Source organism: Bradyrhizobium sp. 179 (assembly GCF_023073535.1).
Taxonomy (GTDB): domain Bacteria; phylum Pseudomonadota; class Alphaproteobacteria; order Rhizobiales; family Xanthobacteraceae; genus Bradyrhizobium.
In genome coordinates this window covers 91,456-113,502 of the sequence record NZ_JADPJR010000009.1, presented here as the reverse complement: position 1 = coordinate 113,502, position 22,047 = coordinate 91,456, and the positions used below count along the sequence as shown (strand labels likewise).

The window sequence follows — 22,047 nt, the reverse complement described above, 5'->3', positions numbered from 1 at the left end:
TGAGACCAAGGGAGATTGCGGCAGGGGAGATATCTGCAATGCGCGTCCCTGCGGCCGCATTGCAGCATCGACGTCTCGCTCTGCGAGCATGATAAGCGGCCGCAAATAATCCTCGATATTGCTCTTGCAAGGTCCGCGGCGGTTCCCACGTCCTTTGGAGGACATACGCCCGAATGCGGCCGGCAGGGTCGCGAGACATTCGGAGTGTCGTGATTGCCAGCCGCAGACGTATGCCTCGTTGTAGGAGGGTACGATGTCGGACTTTGGTTTCTTCAATACTCATCGAACATGGGAAGACTGGTGCGGGATGCTGCTCGGCGCGGTGATCGTGGCTTCGCCGTGGTTTCCGATCCAGGATCAAGCGATCGCCAGACACCAGACGATGATCCTGAATACGGTCGCAATCGGTCTGGTCGTGTTTGGCCTCAGCCAGCTCGAATATGTCGCCTTGCAGCGCTGGCAAGAGGTGATGACGATCCTGGTCGGACTGTGGCTCATCGCCTCGCCTTACGTCATCGGCTATTCCGGAGAAGGCTTTCTCCGCATCTATCACACGAGCCTGGGTGCGGTGGTGGTGCTGCTCGGCATACTCCAGCTGTGGCAGGACTGGGATCTGAATGACCGGGACATGCTCAAGCACGGACAATAGCTCTTAGATATCGTCAGGCCCGCCGGTTACGGACGGCGGGCCTCTGCCCTCAGCTCGTGACGATATCTGAATAATCCGAGCGCCTCTCGAACGATGAGAGCGGTTTGATTCAATCCGTGGCTTTGGCGAGCCTGGACTCTTCGGGCTGCGGCTGCGAGCGGAGGCAACCTCGGCAGATGACCAGGGAGCGGTTGACCCTGGCGTCCTGCTCGGCGTCGCTGCCCTCCTGCGCCTGCCACCATTCCTTCGAATAGGGCTGAAGTCCGGCATGCGATCGGTCGTGCTGGGATCGGACTGCGGTGCGCGTCGGTCCGGACGCTGCGTGCGGCCGGTTGGGATCCTCGCCGGCGCCATCCCAGGCATAGCGCGCGGGCTTGAAGGCGGGATCTGAGGCCAGATGCGCTTGCGGGGCCGCGGCACATCCGGCAAGCGCCAGCGTGAGCAGGAGGAAGGCGGGCGCTTTGACCATAATGCGATACTCTTTACGCGAGACCTGAGCGAGGTTGCGCTGATCATGTTTAAAATTCCCTGAACGGCTGCGGCTGCGGCTGCGCCGGCGACAACGCGCATGCGTTATCTGATCCTCCTGCTGGCTGTGTTCGCCGCCGCCGCGCGCACCGACGATGCAAAGCCGCTTGATCCGGCCGATTATCCGCCGGGCGTGCAGAAGGCGCTGCGCTGCGCCAATGAGGACTGCGACAACCAGGACGGCGGCGCCGTGACCTTAGTTTGCGTTCAGGAAGCCGTAGGGCAGGCGCGCGGCAGGCGGCCTTGCGGGGGCGCGTTCGATCGCGATAAATGGGCTGCGATGAGCGGGCAGATAACCTGCTGTCCGCACTCGAAGAGGAAGCCCGATGCAGCCCCTGCGCATGTCCCGCCGTGTCATGAATCTCGCTTACATGCTGACCCAGAATGCGCGGCGGCATGGATCGCGACCTGGCTTTGTCTGGGGTGACAAGTGCTGGACCTGGCGCCAGATCGATGCGCAGGTCTCGGCGCTGGCGGCAGCGCTCGCCGCGCGCGGTATTGCGAAGCGCGACCGCATCCTCGTCCATTCCAAAAATGGCGACGAGATGTTCTTTTCGATGTTCGCCGCGTTCCGGCTCGGTGCAGTCTGGGTCCCGACCAATTTCCGCCTGATGCCGGATGAGGTCAGCTATCTCGCTCAGGCCTCCGGGGCGAAGGCGTTCTTGTGCCATGTCGATTTTCCCGAACACGCGGCGGCAGTGAAGAGCGGCGCACTGGAATTCACCTGGAGCATCGACGGCAAGGCCGCGTTCGGCGAGCGCTCGGTGGCGGACGCCATCGCCTCGCATACGGGCGCTGCCGTGGACAATGTCGCAGTCGAGCATGACGATCCCTGCTGGTTCTTCTTCACCTCCGGCACCACCGGGCGCTCCAAGGCGGCGGTGCTGACCCACGGCCAGATGGGCTTTGTCGTCACCAACCATCTGGCCGATCTGACACCCGGTGTGACGGAAGAGGATGCCTCGCTGGTGGTGGCGCCATTGTCGCACGGTGCAGGCGTGCATCAGTTGATGCAGACCGCACGCGGCGCGCGTACCGTGCTGCTGCCGACCGAGAAATTCGACATCAACGAGGCGTTTCGCCTCATCGAGGCGCAGCGCGTCAGCAATCTGTTCACGGTGCCGACCATTTTGAAGATGATGGTCGAGCACCCCGCGGCCGACAAATACGACCATTCCTCGCTTCGTCACGTGATCTATGCCGGCGCGCCGATGTATCGCGAGGATCAGAAGGCAGCGCTGAAGAAGCTCGGCAAGGTGATCGTGCAGTATTTTGGCCTTGGCGAGGTCACCGGCAACATTACCGTGCTGCCGGCCGCGTTGCACGATTCCGAGGACGGCCCGCATGCGAAGATCGGCACCTGTGGCTTCGAGCGCACCGGCATGCAGGTCTCGATCCAGGACGATGAGGGCCGCGAGCTCGGAGCCAACCAGAGCGGCGAGATCTGCGTGATCGGTCCCGCGGTGTTCGCCGGCTACTACGATAATCCCGAAGCCAATGCGAAAGCGTTCCGCAACGGCTGGTTCCGCACCGGCGATCTCGGTCACATGGACGAGGAGGGTTTTGTCTACATCACGGGACGGGCTTCCGACATGTACATCTCCGGCGGCTCCAACATCTATCCACGCGAGATCGAGGAGAAGATTTTGACGCATCCGGCCGTCGGCGAGGTCGCCGTGCTCGGCGTGCCCGATCCGACCTGGGGAGAGGTCGGCGTTGCCGTCTGCGTCGCGCGCGAAGGCGAGAAGCCGGTGAGCGAAGCGGAGATGGCGGCATTTCTCTCGCCGATGGTGCCGCGTTACAAGATGCCGAAGCGGTTCTTCTTCTGGGAAGCGCTGCCGAAATCCGGCTACGGCAAGATTCCAAAACGCATGGTACGCGACGAGCTCGAGGCGCGAGGCCTGCTCGATCTCGACAAAACGAACGCCAGCTGAGCGGGCGTCATGCGCAGCATCAAGCAGCCGGGCGCACCTCACGCAGAACGCATCCAATGGGTGGAGGCGAGGGGACGCGCCTTCGCCTTCACGCTTCAAGCCGGTCTGCCGCTGCTGGAAGCCGCGCGCCGCGGTTTTGCCGCGGAGGGTTTTGCCGGCGGCGTGCTCAATTTTGGTGCTGGCGCGCTTGGGCCGTTCGGCTATGTAATGCCGGCACTGTCGAAGACGGGCGACAATGCAGCGTTCTACAGCGATGCGTTTCGGCCCAAGGGCGTGACGCGCACGAAGCTCGGCAGGATGACGCTGGGTGTGCGGGAGGGCGCGCCGTTCTTTCATTGCCACGGGCTGTGGACGGAGGCCGATGGCCGCGCCAGCGGCGGCCACATGTTGCCCGACGAGACTGTTGTCGCCGAACCGTTCGCCGTCGAAGCCTTCGGTCTCGATGGTGCGATGTTCACGGCCGAGTCCGATCCAGAAACGAATTTCAAGCTGTTCGGGCCGGTGGCGGCTGAGAGCACCGGTGCGCAGGCCAAGAGCCGCGCCTTCGCGCTGCGGCTGCGGCCTAACCAGGATTTGGCCGGCGGCCTCGAAGCATTCTGTCGCGCGCACGGCATTGTGCGTGCGAAAATTCACGGTGGCGTCGGCTCGACCATCGGCGCGCGCTTCACCCATGGCGGCGTTACCGAGCCGTTTGCCACTGAGCTGGCGATAACCTGCGGCGCCATCGAGGCCGGTTCGTCCGGCGCGCTCGAAGCCGCCCTCGATGTCGCCCTGATCGACTACACCGGCGGCCTCGCCGAGGGCCGCTTGGTCCGCGGCGACAATCCCGTGCTGATGACCATGGAGCTGGTGCTGGAGCCGATGGGCTAATTGGGCTAAGGCACGACCGAAGCTTGCGACCCGCAGATGCCACTTCCATGCAGTTTGTGTTCCTGATATGTTCCTTGAAGATTTCGGCGGGGACGGAGGGGGAGCATGAGCCGGACACGACGTCGACAGACCACACTGCGTGCGCCTATCTCAGGCGTGTCTGGCTCGATCGCTCGCGGGTCGAGGACTGGGAGGCTTATCCGTTCTGCCTCCCCATCTTCAGGGATGAGTTCGATCACAGCTTCGAGTCCGCGGTCACGATCATCGTCGGCGAGAACGGCGCCGGAAAATCGACCATTCTTGAGGGCATCGCGGGGTTGGCCGGCTTTGCCAGCACGGGCGGCCGCAAGGGCTTTCAGGAGATAGACGGCGGCGGCATCGAAATCACTGGCGAAGAGCTGTCGTCTGCGTTGCGGGGCGCGTGGGTCCCGAAGGTGACCGACGGCTGGTTCTTCCGTGCCGAGACGTTCTTTTCGATTGCGCGCTGCATGGACCGCTCGGCCGTGAGCGCCGCGCAAGCCATGGAGGGCGTGTTTGGTGCAAGCGTTCAGGAGGCGCCGGACTATCTCTCCTTTTCCCATGGCGAGGGCTTTTTGGTCTTCTTCGAGGAGCGCTGCCAGAAGCAGGGCATCTACATCTTCGACGAGCCGGAATCGGCGCTGTCGCCGGCGCGGCAGATGGATTTCCTCAAGCTCCTGCATCGCATGGATCTCTCCGGCAATTGTCAGGTGATCATGGCGACCCACGCGCCCTTGCTGATGGCCTATCCGAATGCGCAGTTGCTGCGGCTGGGTAAATACGGCCTCAAGCCCGTTACGGTTGAGCAGACCGATCATTATCGGGTGATGCATGAATTTTGCGCCGACCCGCGCGGCTTCGTGGAGGCCACGCTGGCGGAATGATTGAGGGCAATCGTCACACCCACTCTCCCGGTCGTCATTGCGAGGAAAGCGAAGCAATCCAGAGTCTTTCCAGGGTGACAGTTTGGATTGCTTCGCTTCGCTCGCAATGACGCAGTACGCGGTATGGAAGCAGCCTGCATCCACCTTGGCCTTTTGGTTGCAAGCACAGGTTCATCTTCTCGCGGCACATCTGCCCGAGCTTTATGGTGGTCGTCGCCCTCGAAGATGCCGAGGGCGCAGGGAAGACCTGGCGCCGGCTGGCGCCCGCGGTCCGCTGTGCGCAAATGCGCTGGAAACACATGCACAGCGGCATACAGGGCAGCCTGGACATCCCGGCCTTCCCTGCGCAGTGGTTTGACGGCTTATGTCGTGCTCTCCTCGGGGAGCGATGCACTATTGCCCCCGTCGCCTTGCGGATGGCTGATGCCGCGGACCCGGTCGGGCTGCAGGCATCACCGCAACACTTGGCGCACAGACCCCGGGCGCCAGGACCACACGATTTTGCCGTACGCAGGCTGCACCCGTCGTATGCGCGCGGCATTGGCTCACGGAGTGACCCGCCCTGCAAACCATCTGCGCGCGGCGCTGCCCGCGTCCACCACGTCCCATCCCGCGTTCGTGACGATCGCGATCCGCCCCTCGGCCCGGGTTGGGGTGACCGAAACATGCGATAATTCCGAATTCTAGTAAAGCGAATTATTTTGAATGAACGCATTGACCTTGGCCTCGTGTGGTTGCCCGTCAGGCAACGCAAGGGATGGTGTGGATATTCGACACCACGCCCGCCACAAGCGCGCCACGAACACGTCTCCCCGCGGTCCAAAAATGCGCTACGATGACCTCAGCGCGCTCCAAGTCGCGCAGATTGATGAATGAGGAAACGACATGAGGATGACGATGGGAACGGCGATCGCCGGGGTGGCGGCGCTGGTGGTGGCGGGGATGGCTCTGACGGCGGCTCTTGAGCCGGTCTGGGCCCATGGGCCGACACGGCAGAAGGTGCGGGAATCCATCGAGATCAGCGCGCCGCCGGCCAAGGTCTGGGCGGCGATCGGCAATTTTCAAGACATGAGCTGGCTCCCGCCCGTCACCAAGACTGAGGGCCAGAAGGGCAACGAGATCGGCGCGACGCGGACGCTGACCCTAACCGGCGGCCCGACGGTCGAGGAGGAGCTCTACAAATACGAGCCCGACATGCTGAGCTATTCGTACCGGATCACCAAGGTCGACGTGAAGGTGCTGCCGGTGACCAATTATTCCTCGACCTTGACGGTGTCGCCTGCGCCGGATGGCAAGGCGAAGCTGGAATGGGCCGGCGCGTTCTATCGTGGCTATCCCAACAACGATCCGCCACCGGAGCTGAGCGACGAAGCCGCGGTGAAGGCGGTGAGCGGGCTGTACAGGGCCGGGCTCGAGTCGCTCAAGAAGAAGATCGAGAGCGGTAGCTGATGGTGCGAGCGCTGGTCCTGGCGGCCTTGGCCGCCAGCCTTTGCGGTGCCGGTCTCCCACGTGCGTCCGCCGACGAGGCGTTCGTCACCAACCAGCTCAGCGACGATCTGATGGTCGTGGACCTCGCCACTGCGCGCAGCGTTGCAACCATTCCGATCGGAGGCAAGCCGGCGGGCGTCGCCGTCAGCGCGGACGGACGTTTTGCCTATGTGACGAGCCCCGATGGCAAGGCGGTGACGGTGGTGGACGCGGCCGCGCGCCAGGTTGCGGGGCGGATCGAGGTGGGCGGCGGGCCGCTCGGCATTGCCGTCGCGCCCGATGGCAAGACCGTCTATGTCGCCGACTGGTATGCCGCCGCGGTGCGGGTGATCGATACGGCTTCGCGCAGCGTCACGGCCAGCATCGCGCTCGGTGCCTCGCCATCGGGCCTTGCGGTGACGCCGGACGGCAAGCTGCTGCTCTCGGCAGACCGCGACGACGACAGCGTCTCTGTGGTGGACACGACGACGCGGCAGCGCAAAGCAATGATCAAGGTCAGCACGCGTCCTTTCGGCATCACCATCGACGCCGCGGGCAAGCGCGCCTACACCGCCAATGTCGGATCCGACGACGTCTCCGTGATTGACATCGCCGAAGGCCGCGAGATCGGCCGCGTGCCGGTCGGGATGCGGCCCTACGCGGTGGCGCTGACGCAAGGGCGCGGCTTCGTCACCGACCAGTATGGCGGCACCGTCAGCGTGTTCGATCTGGCGACGCTGAAGCCAATCAAGCGCATCAATGTCGGCGATTATCCCGAAGGCATTGCCGCCACCGCCGACGGCAAGCGCGTCATCGTCGCCTGCTGGGAGAGCAACACGCTCAACATCATCGACGCGACTGATCTGAAGGTACTCGGCGAGGTCAAGACCGGCGACGGCCCGCGCGCGTTCGGGGCGTTTTTGCGCAGGACGGAGTAGGGCGGTAGCCCGCATGAGCGAAGCGACATGCGAGACACCTTCCCGGACCGCGATTCCGCGTTCGCTCGTTTGAGCTGTGGCGAACAAGCAGCTTCATCGGGCTACGAGGCCTATGATTGTTGATCGGCGCGTACGCGCGGTTTTCGCGTCGCGTGGGATGAGAACTCATCTCGGATCGCCTTTGCGATCATCTCGTCCTTTTCGCTCGCAATGTCCGTTGCGCGGCCCCGATCAGCAAGGTCGAAGACAGCGGAAATACCTTCATTTAGGTTAGAGGCAGCTGACATGTAGGTTTCTCCGGCCAATCCTGCCCTAGGCAAATGTTGAGAATATCTTTCATTTGGTGGAAAAGGAAATCCGGCCCCAGCGCCCGCAGCGCCGCCGGGGCCGCATAGCCCCAGCACACTGCACCGCAGGCAATGCCGACGTTGCGTGCCGCCTCGATGTCGCGGACCTCGTCGCCGATCGAAATGACCTTGCTAGGCTCGCCCGCGCGCCCGATGACCCGGCGGAATTTCGCCGGCTTGCCGAACAGCGACGCCGAGCAGTCGAAATGCGAAAACAGCGCGGCAGCATCCCCGAGCTTCTCGCGCGCATTGGCTTCGCTGTCGGACGTAACCAGCGCGAGCTGCACGCGGTTGTCGGCAAGCGTCTGTAGCATCGCCTCGACACCGGCAAACAGCGAAATCTCGCTAGCTGCCTCCGCCTTCAGCCGCCGCGCATGCCGCGCGATCGCCGGCAGCTTCCACAAGGGCACCTCGAGGTGGCTGAGGATCTCGCGGCTCGACGCATGCCGCAGCTTTTCGATGTCCTCATCCTTCACGCGGCGAAAGCCGAAGCGATCGGCGACGTCGTTGATGGTGCGCAGGAACCAGGGGAAGCTGTCGGCGAGCGTGCCGTCGAGATCGAAGATGGCGAGGGGGTAGGGCATTGATCTCGCTGAGCGCTTTGGTTCGCGGAGCCTTTAGTTCGAACGTGACGTTGCGGAAGAGATTTACGTCCATTTCACACAGCGCGGCCGTCACAAAGCGAGGACTTTGATCTTTGGGTTGGCAAGGTCTCGCTGTAGGACGCTAGCTTCGCTCGGGTGTTGGGAACAATTTTGTGGGCCTGGTGGCGTCCGCCGCAATGGCAGGGCGGCGCAAGCGCTCCCCCGCCCATTCTACGAAGGCCGCGCGCGCGGAGGAGTCACCAATGACTCGTGCCGGAATGAAAAACCCCTGTCTCGCACTGTACCAGAATGCGACCATGACTGGGCTATCTTGAATCGTCGCAATCTCGTCCCAAGACATCCGGCTCTCGGTGTTCGGACCTCTGTGGACGATCGAGAAGTCGTCAAAAATAACGTGCCTCGTCTTCTGACTGAGACGATCCAACTCAAAGAGTTTCTCGAATATTTGGCGAGAAATCCAGCTCGAGACAAAATACATGTAGAGCTGTCCCACTACTAAGCACAGTATCGCGGCAAACACGGCGGGCGGCGTCAGCCACTCCTGACGTAAGGCGATATAGCTTGCCACGATCATGAAGGCATAAACGGTCAACGCCAAGGTCATTTGGCTACGCCAATCGATGAGGGCCTTCAGGTTGGCTTTCGCAAGTCTTCTGAAGAATCTATCTTCTTCTCTAGAAATTATGAATTCGAAGCTAAAGCTGGATGAATCGGCTGCATCGCTCAATCTAACCTCCTGCAGGCGAAATCAAAAAGTATAGCATCAACCTTCAACTGAACCACAGATTGTTGGCCGAGGCGCCACTTGAGATGCGTGCTAACGAATGCGCGTCCGACTGGTCCGAGTCATTTCCGGGAAATTCGATCACGGCTGCGAGGCGGCGTCACTCCGCCGCCTCGCTCGTCCTCCCGCGCTTCGGCTTGCTTGCCTTCTTCAGCACCGGCTCCAGGAACTTGCCGGTATAGCTCCGCGGTGCCTTGGCGATGTCTTCCGGCGGGCCCCAGGCCACGATCTCGCCGCCGCCATCGCCGCCTTCGGGGCCGAGATCGATGACCCAGTCGGCGGTCTTGATGACCTCGAGATTGTGCTCGATGACGACGACGGTGTTGCCCTGCGCGACCAGCTCGTGCAGCACTTCCAGCAGCTTCTTGACGTCGTGGAAGTGCAGGCCGGTGGTGGGCTCGTCCAGGATGTAGAGCGTGCGCCCGGTGGCGCGCTTCGACAGCTCTTTTGCCAGCTTGACCCGCTGGGCTTCGCCGCCGGAGAGCGTGGTGGCCTGCTGGCCGACGTGGATGTAGTCGAGGCCGACGCGGTGCAGCGTGTTAAAGGTCTCGCGAACGCGCGGCACCGCCTTGAAGAACTCGGCGGCCTCCTCCACGGTCATGTCGAGCACGTCGGCGATGCTTTTGCCCTTGAACAGCACCTCCAGCGTCTCGCGATTGTAACGCTTGCCCTTGCAGACGTCGCAGGTGACGTAGACGTCGGGCAAAAAGTGCATCTCGATCTTGATGACGCCGTCGCCCTGACAGGCCTCGCAGCGGCCGCCCTTGACGTTGAAGGAGAAGCGGCCGGGCTCGTAGCCGCGCGCTTTGGCCTCGGGCAGGCCGGCGAACCATTCGCGGATCGGCGTGAAGGCCCCGGTGTAGGTCGCGGGATTGGAGCGCGGGGTGCGGCCGATCGGCGACTGGTCGATGTCGATGATCTTATCGATGTGCTCGAGGCCCTCGATGCGGTCGTGCGGCGCTGCGCCTTCGCTGGCATTGTTGAGCTTGCGGGCGATGGCACGATAGAGCGTATCGATCAGCAGCGTCGACTTGCCGCCGCCGGAGACGCCGGTCACGCAGGTGAACAGGCCGAGCGGAATCTCGGCAGTGACGTTCTTGAGGTTATTGCCGCGCGCATTGACCACCTTGATGGTGCGGCGATGGTTCGGTGGGCGCCGCTCCGGCACCTCGACTTCGAGCTCGCCGGTCAGGTACTTGCCAGTCAGGGATTTCGGATTGCGCATGATCTCCGCGGGCGTGCCCTCGGCGACGATGTGGCCGCCGTGCATGCCGGCGCCGGGGCCGATGTCGAGCACGTAATCGGCAAGCCGGATCGCGTCCTCGTCATGCTCGACCACGACAACGGTGTTGCCGAGGTCGCGCAGGCGCTTGAGCGTATCGAGCAGACGGGCGTTGTCGCGCTGGTGCAGGCCGATCGAGGGCTCGTCGAGCACGTAGAGCACGCCGGTCAGGCCCGAGCCGATCTGCGAGGCCAGGCGGATGCGCTGGCTCTCGCCGCCGGACAGCGTGCCGGAGGATCGGGACAACGTGAGATAGTTGAGGCCGACGTCGAGCAGGAAGGTGAGGCGCTCGCGAATTTCTTTCAGGATGCGCCCGGCGATCTCGTTCTGCTGCGCGTTGAGCGCATCGGGCACGGTCTCGAACCATTCGCCGGCGCCCTTTACGGACAGCTCCGAGATCTCGCCGATATGCTTGCCGCCGATCTTGACGCAGAGCGCCTCGGGCTTGAGCCGAAACCCGTGGCACGCCTCGCAGGGGACGTCATGGAAATATTTCGCCAGCTCCTCGCGCGCCCACTCGCTCTCGGTCTCGCGATAGCGGCGGTTGATGTTGGTGATGACGCCCTCGAACGGTTTTTTGGTGTCGTAGGAGCGCACGCCGTCTTCATAGGAGAACTTGATCTCATCCTCGCCGGAGCCGTAGAGAAGCGCGTTTTGCGTCTTCTTGGGCAGGTCCTTCCACTTGGTGTCGAGCGTGAACTTGTAGTGCTTGCCGAGCGCGTTCAGCGTCTGCACGTAATAGGGCGATGATGACTTGGCCCAGGGCGCGATCGCACCCTTGCGCAGCGTCAGATCCTTTTCGGGGATGACGAGATCCTCGTCGACATGCTGCTCGACGCCGAGCCCGCCGCAGGCGGGGCAGGCGCCGTAGGGATTGTTGAAGGAAAAGAGTCTCGGCTCGATCTCGGGGATGGTGAAGCCGGAGACCGGGCAGGCGAACTTTTCCGAGAACAGGATGCGCTCGGGCCCGCTCTTGTCGTGGATCTTCGCGGTCTTTTTTTTCTCTTCCGCGGGCGCGGCCGCCGGCGTGTCGGCGAATTCGACGACGGCAAGGCCTTCGGCGAGCTTCAGCGCGGTCTCAAAGCTCTCGGCGAGGCGCTGGCCGATGTCGGCGCGCACTACGATCCGGTCGACCACGACGTCGATGTCGTGCGGGAATTTCTTGTCGAGCGTCGGCGCCTCCGCCAGCTCGTAGAAGGTGCCGTCGATCTTGACGCGCTGAAAACCCTTCTTGAGCCATTCGGCCAGCTCTTTGCGGTACTCGCCCTTGCGGCCGCGCACGACCGGGGCGAGCAGATAGAGGCGCGTGCCTTCCGGCAACGCCAGCACGCGGTCGACCATCTGCGACACGGTCTGGCTCTCGATCGGCAAGCCGGTGGCCGGCGAATAGGGCACGCCGACCCGCGCCCAGAGCAGGCGCATGTAGTCGTAGATCTCAGTGACGGTGCCGACCGTGGAGCGCGGATTCTTCGAGGTCGTCTTCTGCTCGATCGAGATCGCCGGCGACAGCCCGTCGATCTGATCGACGTCGGGCTTCTGCATCATCTCGAGGAATTGGCGCGCATAGGCCGACAGCGATTCGACGTAGCGGCGCTGGCCTTCGGCGTAGATGGTGTCGAAGGCGAGTGAAGATTTGCCTGAGCCCGACAGCCCCGTGAACACCACCAGCTTGTCGCGGGGAATCTCGACGTCGATGTTCTTGAGGTTGTGCTCGCGCGCGCCACGGATCGTAATCGCGCGCAGGCTTGAGCCCGCGTTCTGTTGTTGGCGCTTGGCCTTGATCACTTCGTCCATCCCGCTGGTCCTCAAGGAATCCCAAAGACGCGCGCTCGCGCCAATGTAAAAGGCGCGCTTCGCCCGGAACCGGGATCGGCGCCGATGGGTATGTCAGCGAACGTAGGAAGAACGCGAGCGGATTTCCAGTGCCACGTGCGAATCGTCAACGGATTGTTGGTGCGCTGGCGGCATCTGGCAGCAGCAGGAGCGAGCGGAACTGCGCGGATCGAGCCGTAAAACAAAAAGGCCGGCGCGAGGCCGGCCTTTCGTGACGATGTGACGTCGGTAGCGATCAGTATTCAGCTCAGTACTTGGCGACCACTGGGCCCCCGAAGTGATAGTTCACGCCGACCTGCACGGTGTGGAAGTTGATCGTGCCGGAGGCCAGCGGAGCGCCAAGGTTAGAGAAGTAGTTCTCGCTGCCGAGGCTACGATAGAGGTACTCGCCCTTGACCGACCACTGCGGAGCGAAGAAAGCTTCGACGCCCGCACCGACGGTCCAGCCGGAATGCCACTTGCTGTCGGAGACGCTCACGCCGAGGGCGCTGACGGTGATCTTGTTGTCGATCCAGGCGTAGCCGCCGGTGCCGTAGAACAGGACGTTGTTAACGGCCCAGCCGATTCGGCCGCGCACGGTGCCGAGCGCATCGGTCTTGGAGGCGACAGTGATGCCAAGTGCGGTCGCCGAAGCGCTCACGTCAGCCCAGGCGCCATCCGCCTCGATACCGAACACGACGTTGCCGGTCTGCCAGTTGTAGCCGGCGGTGCCGCCGACGAAGCCACCCTGCATCCGCGGATCGGACGCGTTTTCCCAAGCGCCGCCGCCGACGACGCCGAGGTAGAAGCCGGTCCAGTTGTAGACGGCGGCCGGAGCGATCGGGGCCTTGGTATAGGGGCGTGCTGCGAGGTCAGCGGCCGAAGCCGGAGCAGCGAGAGCGAACAAACAGGCCGAAGCCAACAAAACCTTTTTCATTTTCAACTAATCCCAGTCCCAGTTTCTGTTGTCGCCTTCCATGCCGAAGGCAGCGGACTCAACGGCCCAACTAATGCCGTGCTTACACCGCTAAAGCCGCAAGTTGTGTCTCCGAAAAGCCACAACAGCCACAAAACGTCTTGATCACTGACTTATCCGTCCGTCTGCTTCGGATAAAACGAAAAAGGCCGGCACGAGGCCGGCCTTTAATCCTTGAACGAAATCAGAGCGATCAGTACCTCGCGACCAGCGGGCCGCCGAAGCGGTAATTCAGCCGGACGAGACCGATGTCGACATCCTGGCCAATTCGGTCGCTCCCGAACACAACGCCCGCCGGCGTGGTAAAGCCGATCGTGCGGTGGCCGAGGAAAATGTGGTCGTATTCGACGCCGACCGACCAATTTGGTGCGAATCCGAATTCCAGACCGGCACCCACCGTGCCACCCCAGCGGGTTTCACGTGCCGATGCCAGCAGCGTGCCAGCGCCCGGGGTGCCTGCGGCGGCATAGACGTCGTACTTGTCCCCGACCACAGCGGCGCCGCCCTTCACATAGAACAGCACATTGTTCCAGGCATAGCCGACCTGCCCAGTGATCAGGCCAAAACTGTCGATGCGAGAGCGGTTACGATCACCGGTGACCAAAGCGGTGCCAGGGAATAGGGTGCTCACGTTGTCGCCGGAAAAGTCAGCCCAGTTGCCCTGGCCCTCGAAGCCGAACACCCAATTGGTCGACTGCCAACGATAGCCAATCTGGCCACCGACCGTGCCGCCCGTTGCGTTGTGGCAGCCTTCGCCAACCAGAGTGCCGGTAACAGGCGTCACAAAATCCCAGCACTTGTGGCTCGAACCACCGCCGCCGTTGATACCGATGTAGAAGCCGCTCCAATCGTAGATCGCGGCAACGGCGGGAGCCGGAGCCTTGGTGTATGGGCGCGCAGCGAGATCTGCCGCGCTTGCGGGAGCCGAGAGGCCCAGCGCCATTGCACCGATTGCACTAAACAGAATCTTATTCATTGCAGTCTCCCCAGTTTCGACCGCTTCTCAAACTCCCCGAAGCGGCTAATTAAGGCGCGACGCCCATATGAACTAATTCCGAGGCAACCCTAGCTTACGAAACCGGCAAAGTCCGTCTCCGAAATGCCACACTCGCTGACCGAATGAGCCAAGCGCAACTTGATGAATGTTAAGCGGTTTCTGCCGTTCGCGGGAACCCAAAAAAGTTCCATCGAGCCGCTGCCTTCATCACCAACATCGCGGCTTGAAGGGCCCGATATCCGCCCCGATCGTCACAAAGAACAAATCTGGAACAAAGCCAGTGGCGGTGCTATATGTGGGGATAACCCGAGGGGTGATGGGCTGAGCGGCGCCCGCAAGCGTATAGGGTCGCCTCAACGGGCGGCGGAGGAACGCAGAGGGCGGACTCGGCCTTTGAAATTCAGTGGCATTGGAGTGGAGAGCGGCGATGGCGGGAAGCGTCAACAAGGTCATTCTGGTTGGAAATCTCGGCAAGGATCCCGAAATCCGCCGCACCCAGGACGGGCGACCGATCGCCAATTTGAGCATCGCCACCTCTGAGACCTGGCGCGACAAGAACACCGGCGAGCGCAAGGAAAAGACCGAATGGCATCGCGTCGTGATCTTCAATGAAGGGCTGTGCAAGGTCGCCGAGCAGTACCTGAAGAAGGGCGCGAAGGTCTACATCGAGGGCGCGCTCCAGACCCGCAAATGGACCGACCAGAGCGGCGTCGAGAAGTACTCGACCGAGGTCGTGCTCCAGGGCTTTAACTCGACCCTGACGATGCTCGACGGTCGCGGTGGCGGCGGAGGCGGCGGCAGCTTCGGCGACGAACCCAGCGGCGACTTCGGCTCGTCCGGTCCCGTAAGCAGCGCTCCGCGCCGTCCCGTTGCCGCTGGCGGTGGCCGCAACAGCGACATGGACGACGATATCCCGTTCTGAGAACCCGGATCACGCGGCCGAGGCGCATTGCCTGATTGGGCTCGCCTGGTGTGCCGTGTCAGCAATTCATGTTCATCGGCGGGGTGGGCTCGGATTTTCCGGGCCCGCTTCATGTTTGACGTGAGCTCGGATTGCGCCATGACAGATATTCTGACAGGGCACTCGCAGCGCGATCTTGAGGCGATGGAGGCCATTGCCGAAGGCCGCTTCCGCACCTGTCGGGAGCGGGGCTCGGAAGGGCTTAAGTTGTTGGAAAAATAGGCGGAAAAATCGCTTGCCCTGACCTTCGCGAGGGTAGTTATCGCGGCCCCGATGCGCTATATGATTCCCAGATAAACCTGACCGGATTTCCCCTTGGCTGACGACGAAAACAAGCCCGGCAACCAGCCGGCGCAACCCTCGGACATTCGCCCCGTCTCCATCCTCGACGAGATGAAGAAGTCCTACCTCGATTACGCCATGAGCGTGATCGTGTCGCGCGCGCTGCCCGACGCGCGCGACGGCCTGAAGCCGGTGCATCGCCGCATCCTGTTCTCGATGAACGAGGAAGGCTATACGCCGGACAAGAAGCACAAGAAGTCGGCCGGTATCGTCGGCGACGTCATGGGCCAATACCATCCGCATGGTGACCAGGCGATCTACGACGCGCTGGTGCGCATGGCGCAGCCTTTTTCGATGCGCGAATTGCTGGTGGACGGGCAGGGCAATTTCGGCTCGGTCGACGGCGATCCGCCGGCGGCGATGCGCTACACCGAGTCGCGCCTAACCAAGATCGCGCTGAAGCTGCTCGACGACATCGACAACGAGACCGTCGACTTTCAGGACAATTACGACGGCTCGAGCAAAGAACCGGTGGTTCTGCCGGCACGGTTCCCGAACCTGCTGGTCAACGGCGCCGGCGGCATCGCCGTCGGCATGGCCACCAACATTCCGCCGCACAATCTCGGCGAGGTCATCGACGCCTGCCTGGCGTTGATCGACAATCCTTCGCTGACCATTGACGAGCTCAACAACATCATCCCGGGCCCGGACTTCCCGACCGGTGGCATCATTCTCGGCCGCCAGGGCATCCGCAGCGCCTACCATCTCGGCCGCGGCTCCATCGTGATGCGTGGCAAGGTCACCTTCGAGACGATCCGGAAGGAGCGCGAGGCGATCGTCATCACCGAGATCCCGTATCAGGTGAATAAGGCGACGATGGTCGAGCGCATCGCCGAGCTCTACAAGGAAAAGAAGATCGAGGGCATCTCCGACCTGCGCGACGAGTCCGACCGCGATGGCTACCGCGTCGTCGTCGAGCTCAAGCGCGATGCCATGCCCGACGTGGTGCTGAATCAGCTCTACAAGTTCACGCCGCTCCAGACCAGCTTCGGCGTCAACGCCGTCGCGCTCGATTCCGGCCGTCCGCAAACGATGAACCTGAAGGACATGCTGACGATCTTCGTCGGCTTCCGGGAGCAGGTCGTCACGCGCCGGACCAAGTACAAGTTGCGCAAGGCGCGCGAGCGCGCGCATGAGCAGGTCGGCCTCGCCATCGCGGTCGCCAACATCGACGAGATCATCAAGGTGATCCGCACCTCGCCCACACCGGCGGCTGCGCGCGACACCCTGATGACGCGAGACTGGCCGGCGCGCGACGTCGAGGACATCATTACGCTGATCGACGATCCGCGCCACCGCATCAACGAGGACGGCACCATCCGCCTGTCGCTGGATCAGGCCAAGGCCATTCTGGAATTGCGTCTGGCGCGGCTCACTGCGCTTGGCCGCGACGAGATCGGCGACGAGCTGTCAAAACTTGCCGGCGAGATCGGCGACTATCTGGAGATCCTGCGCTCGCGCGCCCGCATCCTCGACATCATCAGGACCGAGCTCGCCGAGGTGAAGGCCGAGTTCGCCACGCCGCGCCGCACGGTGATCATGGAGCAGGAAGGCGAGGTCGAGGACGAGGACCTGATCCAGCGCGAGGACATGGTCGTCACCGTCTCCCACGCCGGCTACGTCAAGCGCGTGCCGCTGTCGGCCTACCGGGCGCAGCGCCGCGGCGGCAAGGGCCGTGCCGGCATGCAGACCCGTGACGAGGATTTCGTCAGCCGCCTGTTCGTCGCCTCCACGCACACGCCAGTGCTGTTCTTCTCCTCACGCGGCCAGGTCTACAAGGAAAAGGTCTGGCGCCTGCCGATGGCCGCGCCGAACGCGCGCGGCAAGGCGCTGATCAACATCCTGCCGCTGGAGCAGGGCGAGCGCATCACCACCATCATGCCGCTGCCCGAGGACGAATCGACCTGGGGCAATCTCGACGTGATGTTCGCCACCACAGGCGGCAACGTCCGGCGCAACAAGCTGTCCGACTTTGTCGATGTCCGCCGCTCCGGCATCATCGCGATGAAGCTCGATGACAACGAGGCGATCGTCGACGTGCAGATCTGCACCGAGCACGACGACGTGCTGCTGACCGCCGCCGGCGGCCAGTGCATCCGCTTCCCCGTTACCGACGTGCGCGTGTTCACCGGGCGCACCTCGATGGGCGTGCGCGGTATTGCGCTTGGCGAAGGCGACAAGGTGATTTCGCTCGCGATCCTGCGCCATGTCGAGACCACATCGGACGAGCGCTCGGCGTACCTGAAGATGCGCCGTGCGGTCGCCGGCGAAGCCGCGACTGAGGAGACCGCCGCGGACGGAGAGGCCGAGGAGACCTCCGGCAGCTTCCAGCTTGCCCAGGAGCGTTACGCCGAGATGTCGGCGCAGGAGCAGGTCGTGCTCACCGTCTCGGTCAATGGCTACGGCAAGCGCACCTCATCGTACGAGTACCGCACCACGGGACGCGGCGGCAAAGGCATCGTCGCCATGAGCGTCAACAACCGCAACGGCAACTTGGTTGCGTCCTTCCCCGTGGAGGATGCCGATCAGATCATGCTGGTCACCGACAAGGGTCAGCTGATCCGCTGCCCGGTCGAGGGCATCCGCATCGCCGGCCGCTCGACCCAGGGCGTGATCGTGTTCGACACCGCCGAGGACGAGCACGTCGTCTCGGTCGAGCACATCACGGAAGAGGCGGAGAGCAACGGCACGAATGGGGAGTAACGTTTAGCGCAGATGGAGCAGGAGGTCGGTGCCAAGCGCCGACCAAAGGCACAATCCGGACCGCATGTTGCCGAACGTTCGCAATCCCGGATTACGCTTGCGCTCCATCCGAGCTGCGCATTTGCGCTGCTTCGCAAAGCTGCAGCCCGAACCGTCGATGCGGTCTGCGCCGCAATCGGCCACGCACTCGATGCTTCAGATCTCCAGCTCCGTGCCGAACTCCACCACCTGCTTGGTCGGCACGCCGAAGAACGCGGCCGAGCGTTCGGCATTGCGCTGGAGGAAAGCGAACACGCTTTCGCGCCAGACCCACATGCCCGGCACGTCCTCGCGCGGGATGATGGTCTCGCGGCCGACATAGTAGGTGACGTCGGAGAGATCGATGCCGGGCAGCTTGCCGAGGCGCCCGACGAACCCCAATCCCTCATAGATCGTCGGGTTCTGCATGAAGCCGTAATGCAGGATCACGCGGGTGATGCCGGGAATGATCTCGATCACCTCGGCCCGTTCTGCGTCGGGAATGTGCGGGGATTCCTCGATCAGCACGGTGACGAGCAGCACGCGTTCGTGCAGCACGCGGTTGTGCTTGACGAACTGGGTCAGCGCCAGCGGCACGCCGCGCGGCGCGGAGGCGAGGAACACGGCAGTCCCCGGCAGCCTGGCGCGGCATTTGTTGACCGCGGTCTCGATCAGGTCTTCCTCCGGCTGGCGCAGCTTCGCCCGCGCCGCCTCGACCAGCTTCACGCCGGCGCGCCAGGTCAGCATCAGGAAGGCGACGAGGCCGGCGAGCAGCAGCGGAAACCAGCCGCCCTCGAACAGCTTGATCGAATTGGCGGAGAAGAAGATCACGTCGATCACGAAGAAGGTGCCGTTCACGGCCACCACGAGCCAGGGCGAATATCCCCATTGGATCGCCACCAGGGCCGCGAGCAGCGTAGTGATTGCCATCAGCAGCGACACCGCGATGCCGTAGGCGCCGGCGAGCGCGTCCGACGTGCCGAAGCTCAGGACCGCTCCCAACGTTGCGGCGGCCAGCAGCCAGTTCACCAGCGGCACGTAGATCTGGCCGATCGCAGCGCTGGTGGTGTGGCGGATCAGCATGCGCGGCAGGAAGCCGAGCTGGATCGACTGCTGGGTCAGCGAGAACACGCCGGAGATGATCGCCTGTGAGGCGATCACGGTCGCAACCGCGGAGAAGGCGACGAGCGGATAGTGCAGGGCGTCGGGGCAGAGCTGGAAGAACGGATTCTCGATCATGGCAGGATCGGTGATCAGGAGCGCGGCCTGACCGAAATAGTTCAGCACCAGCGCGGGCAGGCAGACCGCGAACCAGGCGAGCCGGATCGGCAAGCGGCCGAAATGCCCCATGTCGGCATACATGGCTTCGCCCCCGGTCACCGCGAGGAAAGCGGCGCCGAGGATTCCGAAGGAGATACGGAAATCCTGGTGGATCAGGAAGTCGACGGCATAGAGCGGGCTTAGCGCCGCCAGCACCGCGGGCGCCTTGACAATGCCGTGGATGCCAAGCGCGGCAAGCACGACGAACCAGGCCAGCATCACCGGGCCGAAGATGCGGCCGATGAAGCCGGTGCCCTGCTTTTGCATCATGAACAGGCCGATCAGGATCGCGATGGTGACGGGCACGACGACGGGCGCAAGCGAGGGGGCGTCGACCTTGAGGCCTTCGATGGCGCTGAGCACGGAGATCGCGGGGGTGATCGCGCCGTCGCCATAGAGCAGGGCGGCGCCGACGAGGCCGACGACCAGCAGATGCGCCCGCCAGGTGCCAGGCTGGGCATTGCGGGCGTGCAGCAGCGCCAGCAGCGCGACGATGCCGCCTTCGCCGCGATTGTCCGCGCGCAGGATCAACAACGCATATTTGAGCGAGATGATGAGCAGCAGCGCCCAGAGAATCAGCGAGGCAACCCCCAGGACAGCATCGTGGCTTAACGTGCCGCCATGGGCAGCCGCCTTGGCGGCTTCCTTCAGGGCGTAGAGGGGACTGGTGCCGATATCGCCATAGACCACCCCAAGGGCGCCCATGGTCATGGCAAGCGGCAGCGGATCGGGATGATGGCCGGAAGCGACTGCGGGCGTACTAGACAATGGCGACCCCCGATGGGAATCGCGCCCGACGGATCATTCCGGCGAGCGCGAGCATCACGCAGTCTGCGACGAGACGTCGCAAATATCCATGGGGTTTGTATTGGGTCTAGCCGGCTAGCGCATGACCCCGAAAAGTGCCCAGCGGTTTTTCGAAAAGATCATGCTCAAACAACAACCTAAAGCGCGATGACGATTCATCCTGATCTCATCGCGCTGTGGCTGACGTGAAACTGACAGGTCCGACTAACGGGTCCGATCGGCAGTCACGAGGCGTGCCTCGCGGACATTGGCCTTGGTGCCGGCGCGGCGCAGACACGAGGCTTCGAAGTTGGGCCAGGCCTGCTGCGAGCAGTCCTTGCCGATGCTGCGGATGTCGAGCCGGTCGCTCTTGGCCAGCGGCTGCGGCACGCTGGCTTCGACGGTCGGGGCGAAGCCGGGCAGCAGGGTGAGGGCGGCAGCAGCACATGCAGAGATGGCGATCGCCGAAAGAGCCTTGATCATTGACAGTCCCCTGTGATGCGGCCGCTGCGCCTTGTGTGCGGCCCGTCATTCGTTGGCTGGATTAGTAACCATGGCCAGTTTCCAGACGTCTTCGCCGGAGCGGGAAATGGTTTCGTGGATGCGCCCTTTGTTTCGTGGCCGCCCCCAGGACGAAACAATTCGAGGGATTCCGACATGGTTTGCGGAAAAACCGGCAGGGAACCCGCGCGACTTGCCGGCCCGGGCCGGGCGGGGTAGGAGGAGCCATGCCGCGCATCGCCTTCTATCCCGGTTCCTTCGACCCCATCACCAACGGCCATCTGGACGTGGTCCGGCACAGCGTCTCGCTGTGCGACAGGCTGGTTGTCGCAATTGGAGTCCACCCCGGCAAGAAGCCGCTGTTCTCCACCGAGGAGCGGCTGAAGATGCTGCACGACGTCTGCGGGCCGGTGGCGGCCCAGGCCGGCTGCGTGCTCGAAGCCGTCACCTTTGACGATCTGTCGGTTACTTCGGCGCGCAAGCACGGCGCGACCATCATGATCCGGGGCCTGCGCGACGGCAGCGACCTCGATTACGAGATGCAGCTTGCCGGCATGAACGAGGCCATGGCGCCGGAGGTGCATACGGTGTTCCTGCCGGCCTCCCCCATGGTTCGCCCGATCACCGCCACTTTGGTGCGCCAGATCGCCGGCATGGGCGGAGACGTTTCGGCCTTCGTCCCGCCGCTCGTTGCGGCACAGCTCAAGGCAAAATTCGCCTGATAACGGCGCGCTTCTTCCTCATCTGATCCGGAGTTGTCATGATCCGAATTCTCGCAGTTCTTGCCGCGCTCGTGTTCGCGGCGCCGGCGGTGGCGCAGCAATTGCCGGCGAACCTCGACAAGGCCAACGCCATCGTCATCGACAGCACCAAGGGCCGCATCGTCATCAAGCTCAGGACCGACATCGCGCCCCAGCATGCCGAGCGCATCAAGCAGCTCGCACGTGAAGGCTTCTACAACAACGTGCCGTTTCATCGCGTAATGGACGGCTTCATGGCGCAGACCGGCGACGGCCAGAACGGCAACGGCACCGGCGGCTCGAAATATCCGAACCTGAAGCAGGAATTCTCCAAGGTGCATTTTGCGCGCGGCATCGTCGGGATGGCGCGGCGCGGCGACAGCGTCGACAGCGCCAACTCGCAGTTCTTCATCATGTTCGCCGACGGCGGCAGCCTTGATAACCAGTACACGGTGATCGGCGAGGTCGTGCAGGGCATGGAGGTCGTGGACAAGCTGAAGAAGGCACCGCCCGGCTCGCCGAGCGGCACCGTCACCGATCCCGACAAGATGGTGAAGGTGCAGGTCGCATCCGACATCAAATAGG

Annotated in this window: 20 protein-coding genes; 12 read left to right on the top strand and 8 right to left on the bottom strand. The window is 63.3% G+C overall.

Features of this window, described 5'->3' with window-relative positions; translation table 11 throughout:
* Nucleotides 1–253: 253 nt before the first annotated feature.
* Entirely contained in the window at nucleotides 254–649 is a 396-nt protein-coding gene (locus IVB12_RS02350) for an SPW repeat protein (protein WP_247295235.1), read from the top strand.
* Nucleotides 650–758: 109 nt separating this feature from the next.
* Here the strand turns inward: IVB12_RS02350 and IVB12_RS02345 are convergent, their stop codons facing one another.
* Nucleotides 759–1,118 carry a hypothetical protein gene (locus IVB12_RS02345; RefSeq protein ID WP_247295233.1) on the bottom strand — a complete coding sequence of 120 codons (360 nt, stop codon included), beginning with the start codon at nucleotides 1,116–1,118 and terminating at the stop codon, nucleotides 759–761.
* A gap of 99 nt (nucleotides 1,119–1,217) precedes the next feature.
* Here IVB12_RS02345 and IVB12_RS02340 point away from each other — a divergent pair, with 99 nt between their 5' ends.
* The 6 genes from IVB12_RS02340 to IVB12_RS02315 all read left to right on the top strand — a co-directional run bounded on the left by IVB12_RS02340 (nucleotide 1,218) and on the right by IVB12_RS02315 (nucleotide 7,288).
* Nucleotides 1,218–1,604, top strand: coding sequence for a hypothetical protein (locus IVB12_RS02340; RefSeq protein ID WP_247295230.1), 387 nt, complete (start codon nucleotides 1,218–1,220; stop codon nucleotides 1,602–1,604).
* The gene (locus IVB12_RS02335) at nucleotides 1,504–3,111 is read left to right on the top strand and encodes an acyl-CoA synthetase (RefSeq protein WP_247295226.1); all 1,608 of its coding nucleotides are present in this window, start codon (nucleotides 1,504–1,506) and stop codon (nucleotides 3,109–3,111) included. The genes IVB12_RS02340 and IVB12_RS02335 overlap by 101 nt, the downstream gene beginning before the upstream one ends.
* Nucleotides 3,112–3,120: 9 nt before the next feature.
* Entirely contained in the window at nucleotides 3,121–3,981 is an 861-nt protein-coding gene (locus IVB12_RS02330) for a DUF296 domain-containing protein (protein ID WP_247295224.1), read from the top strand.
* Nucleotides 3,982–4,055: 74 nt separating this feature from the next.
* On the top strand, nucleotides 4,056–4,883 hold the full coding sequence (locus IVB12_RS02325; RefSeq protein WP_247295222.1) for an AAA family ATPase: 828 nt from the start codon (nucleotides 4,056–4,058) through the stop codon (nucleotides 4,881–4,883).
* A gap of 885 nt (nucleotides 4,884–5,768) precedes the next feature.
* Nucleotides 5,769–6,332, top strand: coding sequence for an SRPBCC family protein (locus IVB12_RS02320; protein ID WP_247279904.1), 564 nt, complete (start codon nucleotides 5,769–5,771; stop codon nucleotides 6,330–6,332).
* Nucleotides 6,333–6,334: 2 nt separating this feature from the next.
* Nucleotides 6,335–7,288, top strand: coding sequence for a cytochrome D1 domain-containing protein (locus IVB12_RS02315; RefSeq protein ID WP_247295421.1), 954 nt, complete (start codon nucleotides 6,335–6,337; stop codon nucleotides 7,286–7,288).
* Between the two features lie 265 nt (nucleotides 7,289–7,553).
* Here the strand turns inward: IVB12_RS02315 and IVB12_RS02310 are convergent, their stop codons facing one another.
* The 5 genes from IVB12_RS02310 to IVB12_RS02290 form a co-directional block, all read right to left on the bottom strand.
* A complete protein-coding gene (locus IVB12_RS02310; RefSeq protein ID WP_247295220.1) occupies nucleotides 7,554–8,219 on the bottom strand; it encodes an HAD family hydrolase in 666 nt (221 codons plus the stop codon).
* Nucleotides 8,220–8,361: 142 nt separating this feature from the next.
* Nucleotides 8,362–8,967: a hypothetical protein gene (locus tag IVB12_RS02305; protein WP_247295218.1), complete on the bottom strand. Its 606-nt coding sequence runs from the start codon at nucleotides 8,965–8,967 to the stop codon at nucleotides 8,362–8,364.
* A gap of 157 nt (nucleotides 8,968–9,124) precedes the next feature.
* Nucleotides 9,125–12,100 (bottom strand): excinuclease ABC subunit UvrA, encoded by a 2,976-nt coding sequence (gene uvrA, locus IVB12_RS02300; protein WP_247295216.1) that lies wholly within the window; start codon nucleotides 12,098–12,100, stop codon nucleotides 9,125–9,127.
* A 286-nt stretch (nucleotides 12,101–12,386) separates the two neighbouring features.
* Nucleotides 12,387–13,055, bottom strand: coding sequence for an outer membrane protein (locus tag IVB12_RS02295; protein WP_247279901.1), 669 nt, complete (start codon nucleotides 13,053–13,055; stop codon nucleotides 12,387–12,389).
* A 232-nt stretch (nucleotides 13,056–13,287) separates the two neighbouring features.
* On the bottom strand, nucleotides 13,288–14,070 hold the full coding sequence (locus IVB12_RS02290; protein ID WP_247279900.1) for an outer membrane beta-barrel protein: 783 nt from the start codon (nucleotides 14,068–14,070) through the stop codon (nucleotides 13,288–13,290).
* A gap of 448 nt (nucleotides 14,071–14,518) precedes the next feature.
* Between IVB12_RS02290 and IVB12_RS02285 the strand changes: the two genes are divergently transcribed.
* The 3 genes from IVB12_RS02285 to gyrA all read left to right on the top strand — a co-directional run bounded on the left by IVB12_RS02285 (nucleotide 14,519) and on the right by gyrA (nucleotide 18,097).
* Nucleotides 14,519–15,013 (top strand): single-stranded DNA-binding protein, encoded by a 495-nt coding sequence (locus tag IVB12_RS02285; protein WP_247295213.1) that lies wholly within the window; start codon nucleotides 14,519–14,521, stop codon nucleotides 15,011–15,013.
* Nucleotides 15,014–15,151: 138 nt separating this feature from the next.
* Nucleotides 15,152–15,274, top strand: a complete 123-nt coding sequence (locus IVB12_RS38070) for a hypothetical protein (RefSeq protein ID WP_256466510.1) — start codon at nucleotides 15,152–15,154, stop codon at nucleotides 15,272–15,274.
* Between the two features lie 93 nt (nucleotides 15,275–15,367).
* A complete protein-coding gene (gene gyrA, locus IVB12_RS02280) occupies nucleotides 15,368–18,097 on the top strand; it encodes a DNA gyrase subunit A (RefSeq protein WP_247295211.1) in 2,730 nt (909 codons plus the stop codon).
* A 195-nt stretch (nucleotides 18,098–18,292) separates the two neighbouring features.
* Here the strand turns inward: gyrA and IVB12_RS02275 are convergent, their stop codons facing one another.
* Nucleotides 18,293–20,146 (bottom strand): KUP/HAK/KT family potassium transporter, encoded by a 1,854-nt coding sequence (locus tag IVB12_RS02275; protein WP_247295419.1) that lies wholly within the window; start codon nucleotides 20,144–20,146, stop codon nucleotides 18,293–18,295.
* 300 nt (nucleotides 20,147–20,446) lie between these two features.
* Nucleotides 20,447–20,704, bottom strand: coding sequence for a hypothetical protein (locus tag IVB12_RS02270; RefSeq protein ID WP_247295208.1), 258 nt, complete (start codon nucleotides 20,702–20,704; stop codon nucleotides 20,447–20,449).
* Between the two features lie 245 nt (nucleotides 20,705–20,949).
* Here IVB12_RS02270 and coaD point away from each other — a divergent pair, with 245 nt between their 5' ends.
* Nucleotides 20,950–21,444 (top strand): pantetheine-phosphate adenylyltransferase, encoded by a 495-nt coding sequence (coaD, locus tag IVB12_RS02265; protein WP_247295205.1) that lies wholly within the window; start codon nucleotides 20,950–20,952, stop codon nucleotides 21,442–21,444.
* A gap of 38 nt (nucleotides 21,445–21,482) precedes the next feature.
* On the top strand, nucleotides 21,483–22,046 hold the full coding sequence (locus tag IVB12_RS02260; RefSeq protein ID WP_247295203.1) for a peptidylprolyl isomerase: 564 nt from the start codon (nucleotides 21,483–21,485) through the stop codon (nucleotides 22,044–22,046).
* The last annotated feature ends 1 nt before the right edge of the window (nucleotide 22,047 follow it).

What these genes read in the sequence shown, in the direction of transcription:
- IVB12_RS02350 (WP_247295235.1), top strand. Translation starts at nt 254, where the DNA reads ATGTCGGACTTTGGTTTCTTCAATACTCATCGAACATGGGAAGACTGG.
- IVB12_RS02345 (WP_247295233.1), bottom strand. Translation starts at nt 1,118, where the DNA reads ATGGTCAAAGCGCCCGCCTTCCTCCTGCTCACGCTGGCGCTTGCCGGA.
- IVB12_RS02340 (WP_247295230.1), top strand. Translation starts at nt 1,218, where the DNA reads ATGCGTTATCTGATCCTCCTGCTGGCTGTGTTCGCCGCCGCCGCGCGC.
- IVB12_RS02335 (WP_247295226.1), top strand. Translation starts at nt 1,504, where the DNA reads ATGCAGCCCCTGCGCATGTCCCGCCGTGTCATGAATCTCGCTTACATG.
- IVB12_RS02330 (WP_247295224.1), top strand. Translation starts at nt 3,121, where the DNA reads ATGCGCAGCATCAAGCAGCCGGGCGCACCTCACGCAGAACGCATCCAA.
- IVB12_RS02320 (WP_247279904.1), top strand. Translation starts at nt 5,769, where the DNA reads ATGAGGATGACGATGGGAACGGCGATCGCCGGGGTGGCGGCGCTGGTG.
- IVB12_RS02310 (WP_247295220.1), bottom strand. Translation starts at nt 8,219, where the DNA reads ATGCCCTACCCCCTCGCCATCTTCGATCTCGACGGCACGCTCGCCGAC.
- uvrA (WP_247295216.1), bottom strand. Translation starts at nt 12,100, where the DNA reads ATGGACGAAGTGATCAAGGCCAAGCGCCAACAACAGAACGCGGGCTCA.
- IVB12_RS02295 (WP_247279901.1), bottom strand. Translation starts at nt 13,055, where the DNA reads ATGAAAAAGGTTTTGTTGGCTTCGGCCTGTTTGTTCGCTCTCGCTGCT.
- IVB12_RS02290 (WP_247279900.1), bottom strand. Translation starts at nt 14,070, where the DNA reads ATGAATAAGATTCTGTTTAGTGCAATCGGTGCAATGGCGCTGGGCCTC.
- IVB12_RS02285 (WP_247295213.1), top strand. Translation starts at nt 14,519, where the DNA reads ATGGCGGGAAGCGTCAACAAGGTCATTCTGGTTGGAAATCTCGGCAAG.
- IVB12_RS38070 (WP_256466510.1), top strand. Translation starts at nt 15,152, where the DNA reads ATGACAGATATTCTGACAGGGCACTCGCAGCGCGATCTTGAGGCGATG.
- IVB12_RS02275 (WP_247295419.1), bottom strand. Translation starts at nt 20,146, where the DNA reads ATGACCATGGGCGCCCTTGGGGTGGTCTATGGCGATATCGGCACCAGT.
- IVB12_RS02270 (WP_247295208.1), bottom strand. Translation starts at nt 20,704, where the DNA reads ATGATCAAGGCTCTTTCGGCGATCGCCATCTCTGCATGTGCTGCTGCC.
- coaD (WP_247295205.1), top strand. Translation starts at nt 20,950, where the DNA reads ATGCCGCGCATCGCCTTCTATCCCGGTTCCTTCGACCCCATCACCAAC.
- IVB12_RS02260 (WP_247295203.1), top strand. Translation starts at nt 21,483, where the DNA reads ATGATCCGAATTCTCGCAGTTCTTGCCGCGCTCGTGTTCGCGGCGCCG.